The sequence below is a fragment of the Bradyrhizobium sp. SMVTL-02 genome (genome assembly GCF_051853005.1).
Classification (GTDB): Bacteria; Pseudomonadota; Alphaproteobacteria; order Rhizobiales; family Xanthobacteraceae; genus Bradyrhizobium.
In genome coordinates this window covers 7,132,222-7,145,255 of record NZ_CP182469.1, presented here as the reverse complement: position 1 = coordinate 7,145,255, position 13,034 = coordinate 7,132,222, and the positions used below count along the sequence as shown (strand labels likewise).

Below are 13,034 nucleotides of genomic sequence, written 5' to 3'. Positions count from 1 at the left end.
TCCTGTCGTCATTGGCACTTCTCCCGGACGGCGCTCCCCGCCGGTCTAGAAAGCAGGGCACCAGACACGTTGATGCGGATCAAGCGTGCCGCTTTGACGCTGGCGGCTTTCCCGGGCATGATCGCACCCTGCTTCGCACCGGGATCTTGGGGGATCGCTCGACATGTTGAGATACGCTCTGGCCGCCGCCTGCTTCTTTGGTTTGGCCGGCGGCTCGGCGCAGGCCGCGCGCTGCGGCGGCGACTTCAACAGCTTCATTGCCGCCATGGCCTCGGAAGCGCAAAGCGCCGGCGTCTCGGGAAACGTCACCAGCGCGGCATTCAGCGGCATCACCCAGGACGGGGCCGTGCTCGCCTTCGACCGGCGCCAGCGCTACACCTTCAACAAGAGCTTTGAGCAGTATGTCTCGACCCGCGTCGGCCCGGGCCGCATCAATGGCGGCAGGGCGCTGCTGCAGCGTCACGCCGCGCTGCTCTCGCGCATCGAGCAGCAGTTCGGCGTGCCCCGTTACATCCTGGTCGCGATCTGGGGGCTGGAGAGCGATTTCGGCAAGGGCGACATGGGCAAGCTGCCGGTGATCCGCACGCTGGCGACCCTCGCGCATGACTGCCGCCGCACCGACCTGTTCCAGGGCGAACTGCTCGCCGCGCTCAAGATCGTGCAGCGCGGCGACCTGCCGCTGCGCGACCTGATCGGCGCCTATGCCGGCGAGATCGGCCAGACCCAGTTCCTGCCGTCGTCCTACATCAAGTACGGCGTCGATTTCGACGGCGACGGCCATGTCGATCTCCGCCACAGCGTCCCCGACGTGCTCGCCTCGACCGCGAACCTCTTGCACACGAGCGGCTTCAAGATGGGGCAGCCCTACGGCGAAGGCACCGCCAATTTCGAGGCGATGCGCGAGTGGAACAGGGCGGTGGTCTACCGCAAGACCATCGGGTATTTCGCGGACAGGCTGGCGGGGCAGTGACTTCACCGTCCCCCTCCGGGGCAGGGTGGAAGAGCAGGCGACGTTCACGTCCCCTTCGCCATCTTCTCCAACCTGCGCTGCAGTGGCGCCCAATACGTCCCCGGGCGGAAGCGCTGCAACAGGTCCATGAACCTTGCGTCGTTGCCGATCAGGATGCGGGGCTCGTTCTTCTCGATGCCCTTGATGATGCGTAGCGCAGCGTCCTTTGGCGTAGTCTTCGCCGCGGTTTCGAACCGCTCGATCAACTGCGAGCGGCGCGCATTGTCGGTGACGCCGACGCCGGTGCGGGAATTGCGCGCGATGGACGTGGCGATGCCGCCGGGATGCCGTCCCCAGCAGCGCCACGCCGGCATTGTTGACGACGATGCCGAGCGACGAATGCGCCATGGTCGCCTCGCTGGCGAACCGCGCGATGTCGCTCGCCTCGCCGACATCGACTCGATGCAGGCTGATCTTGCGGCTCGTGCCGAGCTCGGCGGTGAGCGATTTCAGCCCGGCCTCGTCGCGGTCGGCAAGCGCGAGGTCGCAGCCGCGCCGGGCGAGCTCAATAGCCAGCGCGCGGCCGATGCCGCTTGCGGCTCCCGTAATGGCGGCGGCGCCGCGAATCGCAGTCATGATCTCCCCACGTCAAGTCCCCGACCATGGAACCACGGCTTACTTTTTTTGAAACGAAACCGAACCATAGCCGCTCGTTGTTTTTAACATACGTTACCGACGCAGGCATCAGGAGCCGTCGATGGGACAAGCACAGCCGTTTGGCGCGACAGCGCTCATTGTTGAAGACGACGTCATGCAGCGCGAGATGCTGTGTGTCCTGCTCGAAGAGAGCGGCTATCAGGTTATTCAGTGCGAGAGTGCCGAAGCTGCCGAACGCGTGCTGGACAAGAAGGCCGGTGCGCTACGCCTGATGCTGACCGACGTACAGCTTGCAGGCCGCATGAACGGCGTCGAGCTTGCGTATGTTGCCAAGGACCGCAATCCGAAGCTCGACGTCGTCGTCACCTCCGGTCGTCCCTTGAAGCAGCCCTTGCCTGACGGCGCGAAATTCTGGGCCAAGCCGTGGGCACCGCTCGACGTGCTGCGCGAGGCCGAGATCGCGCAGCTGTCCTGACGGCCGGTTCGCGCCAGCCGACTTTCCTGGCGTGAGGCGGACTGGTAAGGCCCGCTCATGTCCTGGTCCTTCCTGCTCACCTCGCTCATCGTGGTCGCCTCCCCCGGCACCGGCGTGCTTTATACGCTGGCGGCGGCACTGACCCGCGGATCGCGCGCCAGTGTCGCGGCCGCTTTCGGCTGCACGCTCGGGATCGTGCCGCACATGTGTGCTGCCATGCTCGGGCTTGCCGCCGTGCTCCATACCAGCGCGCTCGCCTTCGCCGCGCTGAAATGGGGCGGGGTGCTCTATCTGCTCTATATGTCCGCGAGATCCGCGAGCGGTCGAGCGGCCGGGTCGTCGTCACCGGCTTCCTGATCAACATCCTCAATCCAAAACTGTCGATCTTCTTCCTCGCTTTCCTGCCGCAGTTCATCGCGGCGGACGAGGCTCATGTGCTGGCGCAGATGCTCGATTTGAGCGGCGCCTTCATGGCGATGACCTTTGTGGTGTTCGCCATTTATGGCCTGTGCGCCGCCTAGGTGCGCGAGCGCGTGATCTCCCGCCCGCGCGTCATGGCGTGGCTGCGCCGCAGCTTTGCCGCGGGCTTTGCCGCACTCGGCGCCAAGCTGGCGTTCGCGGAAAGGTAGGCTCTTCACCTTGTCCCCGCTGCTTCCTTCACCTCTCCCCGTTTGCAGGGAGAGGTCGGATTGCATTGTAGATGCAATCCGGGTGAGGGGGTACAGGTCCATCGACAATCGCGCTGGGAAGAGAGGCCCCTCACCCCACCCTCTCCCCGTAAGAACGGGGAGAGGGAGCGAGAAGCTGAGCGGGCGCTACACGCCGCCCAATAAAAAAGCGAGCCTTGCGCCCGCCACCTTCGAACCAATCGGTCCCGACGCCCGGGCGGAGCGAGGCTCCACCCGGGCAAAGAAAAAGAAGCCTCGTTACTTCTTCTTCGCCTTCTTGGCCTTTTTCGCCTTCTTCTTCGCCGCCTTCTTCGCTTTCTTAGCCATAGTATCCTCTTAGGGGTTAAATGGTTGAACGCGACACGAGGGATGCTCGGCGGAGGGCCAGCCTCGCAATATCCTCGACCATAAACTCAGCAGATTCGCAGGGCTCTGCCCTGTGCTGTCACATCCGTGTCATCGCGTTATCCACAACTCAGATGCATTTTCGGGTGATTTTTGCCCGCGAATCCGCATCGAGCGCGTTGTGACAGGGACGCGGCGGGACCGCGGCGACATGCCTAACGATCCGACAACGCGACCGCGCCGTTCATGAATCCAAAACCAAAGGCGCGCTTTGAAGGATCTCGGTGAGACTCCGTTAAGCGCAGTCCGCGCATTGTTCCCCGCAAGAAGACGGGGATGGGTCATGGACGGACGGCTGCCAGGAATGGGGGACGCGATGCTGTGCGCGCGGCGCTCGCCATGCTGAACGTACCGACACTCTGGACGGTCTTCGTCGTCAACTTTCTCGCGCTCGGCCTGATCTGGGCCTACGTCGCGCGCTCCTATCCGAAATTCGCGGCCGCTCGGTTCTGGATGGCATCGGCCTTCGTCGGCGCGGCCGGCGCGGTGGTTGCCCTGATTGGCCTCTTGGTCATGTCTGCTGTGCCGCTTCTGATCGGCGGTGCCGGCATCATCGCGGCGAGCTGCTTCGCCGCAATGGGCATCCAGCGCTTCTATCATCGGCCAGTATCCTGGCGGTTCATGGTCGCGGCGAGCGCCCTGAGCCTGGGTGCAGTCGCTTTCTTCAAGTTCGGTTTCGATCACATGCCGCTGCGGATGCTCTGCTACACGCTCGGGCAGTCCCTGCCGTTGTTGCGCTCGCTGCATCTGTTGCTGTCGCCGCCGGAAGAGCGAGTCAGCCCGGGAGCCCGGCTGTCCGGCATTGTCATCATCGCCTTGGTCGCTACGTTCTGCATGCGCGTCGTGGGCAATTTGCTCGGCTATGATTTCTCGGCCATCGCGGGCGGTCAGAACCACGCCGTCATGGTGCTGGGACTGCTGTTCCTGTCGATGACGCTCAATTTCGGCTTCCTGCTGATGGCGATGGACCGGCTGCGGGGCGAGGTCGCTGACCTCGCGCTGCTCGACGATCTCACCGGCGTCGCCAACCGGCGCCATCTGTTGCAGCGCCTGTCCGAGGAATGCGCCCGCTCGGAGCGCAGCGGCGAGCCGTTCTCGCTGCTGGTGATCGACCTCGACGGCTTCAAGACCATTAACGACACCCACGGCCACGCCGCGGGCGACGATTGCCTGCGGCACTTCACCCTGATGGCGCAAACGCGCTTGCGGCCGGGCGACATGCTCGCCCGAACCGGCGGCGACGAGTTTTGCGTGGTGCTGCCGTCGTCGTCCCTGCGCGAGGCTGCGGCGATCGCCCGCCGCGTGCTCGAGGTCTGTCGCCAGGATGCCGCCACCTGCACGGCCAAGGAGATCCCGATCACGATCTCGATCGGCGTCGCCGAATGGGACCGCGGCATCGGCCAATTCCCGGACCGCCTCATCGCGCATGCCGACCACGCCCTCTATGCCGCCAAGAAGAACGGCAAGAACGATTTCGCGGTCTACGATCCGGCCCCGCCGCTTTCGCCGGAGCCGATCGGACCGGCCGAGAGCGAGCGCACATTCGCGTAAAGCCTGTTACGATCTGGGTCCGTTAGTGGACCTGCATGATGATGCCTCGCCTGCTCGCGGTCATTCTCGCCGCTCTCCTGATCACGCCCGCCGCCGCAACCGACGCCGAGCTCGCGAAGATCGCGCGCGCCTCCGGCACGCCCGACATTCCCGGCCTCAAGATGGTCTGGCTCGCGCCGTGGGGCGATGTCCGCAGCGCCCATCCCTGGCGCAACATCATCGTGCACCAGACCGAGGGGCCGGCGGGCTCGGCGCGCGGCGGCGCCGTGGAGCAATCGAAGAACCCGAGGCGCCGCGGCGTCACGGTGTGGGTGGAGACCGATGGCACGGTCTATTGGGCGGTCGCCGAGAACCTGGTGCCGACCCACGGCGACGGCGCCAACCGCAACGACAACAAGTACATCGACAACCGGCCGACCTATCGTCAGGTCGTGCGTGACAATTCGATCGGCGTCGAGTTCGCCGGCAACTATCCTGATGTCGCGACGGGACCGACCGAGGCGCAGGTCGCGGCGTGGAAGATCCTCGTGAAGGTGCTGCGCGCGCGCTACGACATCCCGCTTGATCACGTCTATGCGCACAACTGGATCGACTACAAGGACGCGCGCTATTGCGAAGGCTGTTGGCTCGCGACGCTGGCCCGGACTTGGGGGGAGTAGAAAGTTGTCTTCGTAATGGCGGTGCGTTCTTCCCTTCTCCCCTTGTGGGAGAAGGTGGCGCGAAGCGCCGGATGAGGGGGCTCTCTCCGCGAACAATCGCACATCAGTACGTGCGGATAGAGACCCCTCACCACCCTCTCCCGCAAGGGGAGAGGGGAAGATCACACCGGCTGCGCCATCCAGCGGAACAGCCGCCGGATCAGGCCCGGCCGCTTCGGCAATTCCGGCGGCCCGTCGGCGGCCAGCACGCGTTTGAAGAAGTAGTCCAGGAACACCATGTCGTTCGGCTCGGTGACGGTGAATTTCTCGTCGCCGAAGAACACGCTGTAATCGTAGAAGAACGGCCCCACGAACGGCACTGTCGCGGTCGAGGCATAGTCCTTCGAGATCACGAATTCGGACGGCTCGAGCCCGTGCTCGCGCATCGCCTGCTCGACCAGTGGCAGCTTGCGCATGAACTGGGCTTCGAAGCCGCCGACTGTGGATTGCAGGATGATCGACACGGCGCGTGTCCGTTCTTTGGATTCGGCCCGGCAAGAGTTTGTCGGGCGACCCGTCGCAAGCGTTCATGGGCCCCGCAGGATCCCCGCGAAACATGTCGAAGCCCACACCCAACAAAAAAGCCGGCGTCACCGCCGGCTTTTCGTCTCTTTCGATCCGCCAATCTCTTGCCGCGCAAGCCCGCTTAATGCGCGGCTTCCAGCGCGGCCTGTTCCTGCCTTGCGATCGTGCCCTTGACCGCAGACTGCACCTTCTCGAAGGCGCGGACCTCGATCTGGCGGACGCGCTCGCGCGACACGCCGAACTCGGCGGCAAGATCTTCCAGCGTCATCGGCTCATCGGCGAGGCGACGGGCCTCGAAGATGCGGCGTTCGCGCGGGTTGAGCACGCCCATGGCGCCGTTCAGCGCGTCCCGGCGGTGATCATACTCCTCGTGCTCCGCCATCATGGCTTCCTGGTTGGGCGTGTTGTCGACCAGCCAGTCCTGCCATTCGCCGGCTTCGCCGTCGTCACGGATCGGTGCGTTGAGCGACGCGTCGCCACCGAGGCGGCGGTTCATGTCGATCACGTCCTGGTCCGTCACGCCCAGGCGCTTGGCAATGGTCGCGACCTGGTCGGGGCGGAGATCGCCTTCGTCCAGCGCGTTGATCTTGCTCTTCGCCTTGCGCAGGTTGAAGAACAGCTTCTTCTGGTTCGCGGTGGTGCCCATCTTCACGAGCGACCAGGAACGCAGGATGTACTCTTGAATCGACGCCTTGATCCACCACATCGCGTACGTGGCGAGACGAAACCCCTTCTCGGGTTCGAAACGCTTCACCGCCTGCATCAGGCCGACATTGCCTTCCGAGACGACCTCGGAGATCGGCAGGCCGTAGCCGCGATAGCCCATGGCGATCTTGGCCACGAGGCGAAGATGGCTGGTGACGAGTTGGTGCGCCGCGTCGCGATCGTCATGCTCGCGCCAACGCTTGGCGAGCATGTATTCCTGCTGAGGTTCCAGCATAGGGAACTTGCGGATCTCGGCAAGGTAGCGAGAAAGGCCGGATTCTCCATTGAGGACCGGCAAAGCAGCGGTACGGGCCATAGTGCGCCCTCCAAAGGTTCAGGCCCCCGATAGCGGCGGGCCAGGCAGACGACCGCTGTGTCAAAGCCGGCCGGGCTGCGATGTTCCGCGTGGGTCATTTCCAACGCAGGCGCAATATACCCCATCGGGGGGCGAAAAGGGAAGGATTGCTGACGTCACGTCCCCGTGTGGCAGCTATAACTTTTTGTAATGTAACGACTTTCTTAAACGGCCTGCGTCATTGCGCCGCTTTCAGCGCGCTTTCCAAGAGAAGCAAATCCTCCGGGAGAGACGCCTCCCAGTGGAGTAATTCTCCGGTTCTGGGGTGCTGCAATACCAGAAGATAAGCGTGCAGGGCTTGGCGCCCCAGCGCGGTTAGAGTTCCTCGCGATTCCGGCCCGAGCTGGTGGGCCTTGGTCTTGAAATGCGGGCCATAGACTGCGTCGCCCATGAGCGGGTGGCCGATATGGGCGAGATGGACGCGGATCTGATGGGTGCGCCCGGTCTCGAGCTCGCAAGCCAGCAGGGCGGCGACCGGCTTGCCGTCGCGCCCGGCAAAGCTCTCCAGGATCTCCCAATGGGTGACTGCCTCGCGGCCGCCCTGCCGCACCGCCATCTTCTCGCGGGCGTGCGGGTGGCGGTCGATCGGCGCATCGACGGTGCCGCGGTGCCGGTTCGGCACGCCCCATGCAAAGGCCATGTAGCCACGCCGCATCGCGCCGGTGCGGCCGTGGTCGGCGAACTGGGCGGACAGGAAGGCATGGGCGAGGTCGTTCTTGGCGACCACCATCAGCCCTGTGGTGTCCTTGTCCAGCCGGTGCACGATGCCGGGCCGGCGCACCCCGCCGATGCCCGACAGCGAGGCGCCACAATGGGCGATCAGCGCGTTCACCAGCGTGCCGGTCTCGTGGCCGGCCGCGGGGTGAACGACCAGGCCCCTGGGCTTGTTGATGACGATGATGTCGTCGTCCTCGAACACGATATCGAGCGCGATATCCTCGCCTTTCGGCTCGGCGGGCGCCGCCTCCGGCACGTCGATTATGATCGTATCGCCGGATGCGACGTGATAAGCGGGGTCGCGGATCGCGGTGGCCTTCAGGCTCACCGCGCCCGCCAAAATCAGGGCTTTCAGCCGCGATCGCGACAGGTCCGTGAGGTGCGCCGCCAGCACGCGGTCGAGCCGGGGCGAGCCCTCGTCGCCGGCGACGACAACCTCCAACCTTTGCGCAGAGCCAAGACTTTTAGGGCCAAGACTTTCCATGACGACGTCTGATACCGCTCTTCCCGAACCGAGTCCCGAGCAGGCCGCGCTGTTCGCGCGGGTGCGGCGGATGATGCTGATCGCGGGGTTGACCACGGCGCTGGCGATCTGCGCCGTGCTGATCGCGGTGGGCTACCGCCTTTTCAAGTCGGAGGGAAGGGCGGTCGAAGCCGCCGGCGACGTCATCGCCACCCTGCCCAAGGGCGCCAAAATCATCGCGACCGGGGTCGCCGGCGGCCGCCTGGTGATCACGCTCGATATCGGCGGGGTCACCGAGATCCGCACTTTCGACGCCCACACCTTGAGGCCGGCCGGAAAGCTGAAATTCGCCAACGAGCCGTGAGAGCGGCCTTGACCATCACCATTCGGGGGAACGGGTTGGTTGTAGCTCCCGTGCGCGATTGCGCCCTAGGCCAGGACGACGGTTGAAAAGGCCATCTGAACCGCGTGAATCTCACCTTGCCGCCGGCAAAATTCGCGGCTATGTCCTGTCCCTCACGCTCCCTTCGTCTAGCGGTTAGGACGCGGCCCTCTCAAGGCTGAAACAGGGGTTCGATTCCCCTAGGGAGCGCCAATAAAATCAAGCACTTAGCTTCCAAAAATTTCGGCAAACCAAACATCGACCAAACATCGCGGGCGGTGCGTGTTGTTTGCGAATGTCTGAGGGTTGCGCTAAGGTACTAATGCGGCGCAGTCACGAGCGCCAGCACCGAGAGTACCATACCCTGCGCCCTTTAGGGTCGCCTTGAACTACCGGCCCCCGGCACCGCGCAATGCGGTGCGTCCAACGTCGTGAACGTCAACGAGGACCGCCAAGCGCAAACACGATTTGCGCCGGGGCGGCCTCATGCTTTTGAGACCCCTCGGCCAGGAGGCGGTCTCGATGTCGAAAATCAGCAATCCTGCACTACAGGTGTCGCACGTCGACTCTGCGCTCACGGTCTCGCAGTTCTGCCGCGCCGAGTCTCTTTCTAAATCAACCTACTATTCGCTGCGACGGCGCGGTCTGGGGCCTGAGGAACGGGTCGTGCCCGGCACAAGAATCATTCGCATCACTGCCGAAGCGCGTACCGCCTGGCGCGAGCGGATGGCCGAGTTCGCTCGGAGCGGGGCCGCCCAGCTTGAAGCCGAGCGGCGGCGCGAGTTGGCTTCGATGGCCGGTCAAATCGCGGCGCGTTCGCCGAAACATTTCAGTAGACGGCGGAGTCCTGTTGGTCAGTACCTGCAGAAGACGCCGCGGCGGGGATCCAACGTCATTGGGATCTGCCGTGATGATGAATGAGGATTTGGGCTGCTGCCGTCTGCGCTCCTATGATGTCGAAATGTGCTTGTAATAGGGATTGCTGATCTTGAGCTGACGCTCGGCATCAATCAACTTCGCAGGCAGGAGCTAGAACACCTTCCTGAACAACCGTGGACGTCCTGCGCCCCCGGGGGGTGCTGGTTGTCTGATCGCAACATTTCTGCAAAGCAGAAGATGGATTGCAAACCAGATAACCAACAACCAAGGCAAAAATCATTGGGGCGGGGCGAGAGGTTGAGAGGTCGGCAAGTCCAGAAATCGATGTCCCATCGCTTTTCCGATTCCCGAGTTGTTCCGGATTTGTTGGATAGGCCCGAAGTTCGACCGCCAGCCTCTCAACCTCTCACTCAAGCTACCACTTAGTATGGATGTGCATCTTACGACTGTATGTCCGTAATTGTTCATTGCTGTGCCTTGCACTGCGTTTCAACACCGCCTACACATACGGTCCAGCCGCGCATTTCACGAGCGCCAGCACCGATAGAACCATACCCCTGCTGCCCTTTAGGGTAAGCCTTGAACTACCGGCCCCCGGCACCGCGCAATGCGGTGCGTTCAACGTCGTGAACGTCAACGGTAGGCCGCCTTGCGCAACAGTTTTGCGCCGATGGCGGTCTCGTGCTTTTTGAGAACCCATCTCGGCGCGGGAGGGTTCTCATGGCCGACGACAAAATCATCAAATTCCCCGAGATTGAACATAGCAGCAAGGCCGAAGCCAAAATCAGGGCCGAGGCTGAACGCCTTGCCGACCTGGCCGCGGTCGACCGCGCATTTCAACTCTCTCAGCCGCTACGCTACGAGCTGATGTTGCAGGCCTTGGGTGCTTTGGGCATGACCGACATGACGCTCGCGGCACTGGTGAATGCCCTCACATCCATGAGCCAAGCGATCCGTGATGAGCGCGAGGCGGAAGAAGCAAAGCAATTGGCGCGGCAAAAGCTCGAAGAGCAGCGCGCCGAACGGCTGCGCAAAACTGAAGCGCAACGGTTTCGCGAAAAGATGTACGCCGAGGAGCTCGCTACCAGGAAGGCGAAGGAAAAACCAAGGGCGTTCGCCGACATCATCAAGCTCCCGATCGACCAGCACGACGGCAAGATCGCTGAACTGGCAAAGAAATTCGATGAGGATGTTGGTGCACTCACTGCGGAGTTCACCGCTTATTGCGAAGCTGAAGCTGAAGCAGAAAAGCACAGCAGCATGTCGGAATGGGGCGTCGAGCCGTGGGGTGAGTCCGTCAGCACGGCGACGGTGCTGGAGGAGCTAATTGCCCGCATCAGCACTCATGTCGCGGCAAAGCCGCACGAGGTGTTGGCCACCGCGCTATGGGTGATGATGGCCTGGGTTCACCCGATCGCACATTGGTCCGTTTATCTGGTTATCACTGCGCCCGACAAGGATTGCGGCAAGACTACCTTGCTGATCGACGTAATCAGGCGGCTGGTGCCGAGGCCCGCTGCATATGGCAGCAACCCGACGCCGGCCAGCATCTTCCGCTTGGCCGACCGTGAGCAACCGTCGATGCTGTTCGACAACGTCGATACATTGTTCGCCAGTCGATCCAGTTGCAAGGCCGACGTCACGGACGTTTTCCTGTTTGGCTGGACGCGCGATATTCCAGTCAGGCGCGAGATTGGTGGAAAATCGGTCGCATTCGATGTGTTCTGTCCCAAGGCGGTCACACTTATCGGCACTAACATCCCGGAGCCCCTGCTGACGCGCTGCCTTTTGATCGAACTTACCCGGCCATTGCCGGGGGAAGAGCTTGTTGAAGTCGACCCCCACAACCTTGAACTGCTCGAGCAGTTCAAAATCTTAAAGTGCAAGCTGGCGCGCTGGGCCACGGACAACATCGACGCGCTGAAGAGCGCGACACCGTTATTTCCTGCTGGCCTTGTGAACCGCCCAAAAGCGAATGCAAAATTGTTGTTGGCTGTCGCAGAACTGGCCGGCGATGAGTGGGCCGGGATGGCACGCAATGCCCTGGATCGGCTGTTGCGTGAGGAGCGCGAACCCAGCTGGCTGGAACGCCTGCTGCACGAACTTTGGGTCGTCTTTGCCGTGGAAATGCGCAAGTACATTGAGAGCGAAGAGCTGGTCCGGCGCCTGACCAATGAGCCAACGTCCGAATGGTGCAACTATAATGGCAAGCGCGTGAACCAGTGGGATATAAGCGCTCTGCTTCGGCGGCTGCACATTAAGAGCCATCTGGTCGGTGCGCGGCGGCGCGGTGGCTATCGCGCTCAGGACTTCTTCGAAAAGGAGATCTTTGAACGTTGGCTGCGGCGAGAAGCGCCCAAAGAGGAGTCTGATCCTCCACCGAAAAAATGGACAGGGTTAAGCTGCTTTTAGCTCCATCTCGATCGGGCTGATAAAGCCGATGGCGGAGTGACGGCGAACTCGATTGTAGAAGCCCTCGATATAGGCAAAGAGATCCCGTGTGGCTTCTGCCCGCGTTTCATAGTGCCGGTGGTGAACGAGCTCCGTCTTGAGCGTGTGAAAGAAGCTCTCCATCGGGGCATTGTCATAGCAGTCGCCCTTGCGGCTCATCGAGGCTCTGAGGCCGGTGGCTTGCATCAGCTTGCGATAATCCGCCGAGGCATATTGAACGCCGCGATCGGAATGGTGGATCAGGCCGGCATTTGGCCGCTGCGCCGCGATTGCCATCCGCAACGCCGCCAGAGGCAGCTCGGCGCGCAAATGATCCGCCATCGCCCAGCCGACGATCTTGCGGCTGTAGAGGTCCATGACCGTGGCCAGATAGAGCCAGCCCTGATCAGTCTGGACATAGGTGATGTCGGCGAGCCAGATGCGGTTCGGCGCGGCGGCGACGAAGTTGCGCTCGAGCAAGTTCGCCGCGATCGGGAAATCGTGACGGCTGTCGGTGGTGCGCACCCGTCGCGGCCTCGCCATGATGGCTCTGATACCGTGACGACGCATCAACCGCTCGATGCGACCACGGCTCGCTCCACGGCCTTGGGCTCTCAGCTCGGCATGGATGCGCGGGCTGCCGTAGCGGCCGTTTGTGTCGCGATGAACCCGCTTGATGTCGTCGACGAGCTCACGGTTGGCAATGGCCTGCTGGCTCTCAGGGCGCGCTCGCCAGGCGTAATATCCAGCAGGCGAGACGCCAAGCACGTCGCACATGATCGTCACTGGATAGTCGGCGCGGCGATCTTCGATGAAGCGAAATCTCATTTCTGAACTCCAGCAAAGATCGCAATGGACTTTTTTAAAATATCGCGCTCCATGCGCAGCCGGTCGTTCTCGCGCTGCAGACGAGCGATCTCCGCCGCGTGGTCCGCCGACGGCAGCGTCGCCTGCGTTGCGGGGCGCCGCGCCGCCGCCGTCGGCTCCAGCCGGGCCCCTCGCTGCTCCACCCACCGCCGTAGCACGGAATCACGCAAGCCAAGTTCCTTGGCAACCGAGCCGATCGAGCGACCGCTAGACGCTACGAGATCAACCGCTTGCCGCTTGTAGTCATCGGTAAACGAGCGACGTTGACGTCCTTCCATCCGACACCTCCTGGCTCTTCGAGCCTACTA

Annotated in this window: 11 protein-coding genes, 1 tRNA gene and 2 pseudogenes; 9 read left to right on the top strand and 5 right to left on the bottom strand. The window is 62.9% G+C overall.

The annotated features are described in order from the left end of the window. Window positions 1-163: 163 nt before the first annotated feature. The gene (locus ACNJYB_RS34225) at window positions 164-970 is read left to right on the top strand and encodes a lytic murein transglycosylase (protein WP_439370981.1); all 807 of its coding nucleotides are present in this window, start codon (window positions 164-166) and stop codon (window positions 968-970) included. Between the two features lie 44 nt (window positions 971-1,014). On the opposite strand, the pseudogene ACNJYB_RS34220 reads toward ACNJYB_RS34225, so the two are convergent. Continuing rightward, window positions 1,015-1,585: pseudogene (locus tag ACNJYB_RS34220) on the bottom strand (SDR family NAD(P)-dependent oxidoreductase). 121 nt (window positions 1,586-1,706) lie between these two features. On the opposite strand from ACNJYB_RS34220, the gene ACNJYB_RS34215 reads away from it, so the two are divergent. The 4 genes and pseudogenes from ACNJYB_RS34215 (at window position 1,707) to ACNJYB_RS34200 (ending at window position 5,364) form a co-directional block, all read left to right on the top strand. After that, window positions 1,707-2,081: a response regulator gene (locus tag ACNJYB_RS34215; protein WP_439370980.1), complete on the top strand. Its 375-nt coding sequence runs from the start codon at window positions 1,707-1,709 to the stop codon at window positions 2,079-2,081. A gap of 57 nt (window positions 2,082-2,138) precedes the next feature. After that, a pseudogene (locus ACNJYB_RS34210) lies at window positions 2,139-2,710 on the top strand (LysE family translocator). Between the two features lie 783 nt (window positions 2,711-3,493). Then, window positions 3,494-4,705, top strand: coding sequence for a GGDEF domain-containing protein (locus tag ACNJYB_RS34205; RefSeq protein ID WP_439370979.1), 1,212 nt, complete (start codon window positions 3,494-3,496; stop codon window positions 4,703-4,705). Window positions 4,706-4,740: 35 nt separating this feature from the next. Next, window positions 4,741-5,364: a peptidoglycan recognition protein family protein gene (locus ACNJYB_RS34200; RefSeq protein WP_439370977.1), complete on the top strand. Its 624-nt coding sequence runs from the start codon at window positions 4,741-4,743 to the stop codon at window positions 5,362-5,364. 161 nt (window positions 5,365-5,525) lie between these two features. Here ACNJYB_RS34200 and ACNJYB_RS34195 read toward each other — a convergent pair whose 3' ends face one another. The 3 genes from ACNJYB_RS34195 to ACNJYB_RS34185 form a co-directional block, all read right to left on the bottom strand. Beyond that, a complete protein-coding gene (locus ACNJYB_RS34195; RefSeq protein ID WP_439370976.1) occupies window positions 5,526-5,867 on the bottom strand; it encodes a hypothetical protein in 342 nt (113 codons plus the stop codon). Window positions 5,868-6,049: 182 nt separating this feature from the next. Then, window positions 6,050-6,949, bottom strand: coding sequence for an RNA polymerase sigma factor RpoH (gene rpoH / locus ACNJYB_RS34190; RefSeq protein WP_157328162.1), 900 nt, complete (start codon window positions 6,947-6,949; stop codon window positions 6,050-6,052). Window positions 6,950-7,166: 217 nt separating this feature from the next. Beyond that, window positions 7,167-8,189, bottom strand: a complete 1,023-nt coding sequence (locus ACNJYB_RS34185) for an RluA family pseudouridine synthase (RefSeq protein WP_439370974.1) — start codon at window positions 8,187-8,189, stop codon at window positions 7,167-7,169. Here ACNJYB_RS34185 and ACNJYB_RS34180 point away from each other — a divergent pair. The 4 genes from ACNJYB_RS34180 (at window position 8,188) to ACNJYB_RS34165 (ending at window position 11,841) form a co-directional block, all read left to right on the top strand. Continuing rightward, entirely contained in the window at window positions 8,188-8,532 is a 345-nt protein-coding gene (locus ACNJYB_RS34180; RefSeq protein WP_439370972.1) for a hypothetical protein, read from the top strand. The two genes, ACNJYB_RS34185 and ACNJYB_RS34180, sit on opposite strands and share 2 nt — an antisense overlap. A 156-nt stretch (window positions 8,533-8,688) precedes the next feature. Further along, window positions 8,689-8,763, top strand: a tRNA-Glu gene (locus ACNJYB_RS34175). A 309-nt stretch (window positions 8,764-9,072) separates the two neighbouring features. Beyond that, a complete protein-coding gene (locus ACNJYB_RS34170) occupies window positions 9,073-9,471 on the top strand; it encodes a hypothetical protein (protein WP_439370971.1) in 399 nt (132 codons plus the stop codon). Between the two features lie 678 nt (window positions 9,472-10,149). Continuing rightward, window positions 10,150-11,841: a DUF3631 domain-containing protein gene (locus tag ACNJYB_RS34165; RefSeq protein ID WP_439370970.1), complete on the top strand. Its 1,692-nt coding sequence runs from the start codon at window positions 10,150-10,152 to the stop codon at window positions 11,839-11,841. Here the strand turns inward: ACNJYB_RS34165 and ACNJYB_RS34160 are convergent. After that, window positions 11,827-13,004, bottom strand: a protein-coding gene (locus tag ACNJYB_RS34160; protein WP_439368046.1) for an IS3 family transposase whose coding sequence is annotated in 2 segments (ribosomal slippage) — window positions 11,827-12,707 and window positions 12,707-13,004 — 1,179 coding nt in all. Because the reading frame shifts where the segments join, the coding sequence is not laid out codon by codon here. The two genes, ACNJYB_RS34165 and ACNJYB_RS34160, sit on opposite strands and share 15 nt — an antisense overlap. Window positions 13,005-13,034 lie beyond the last annotated feature (30 nt).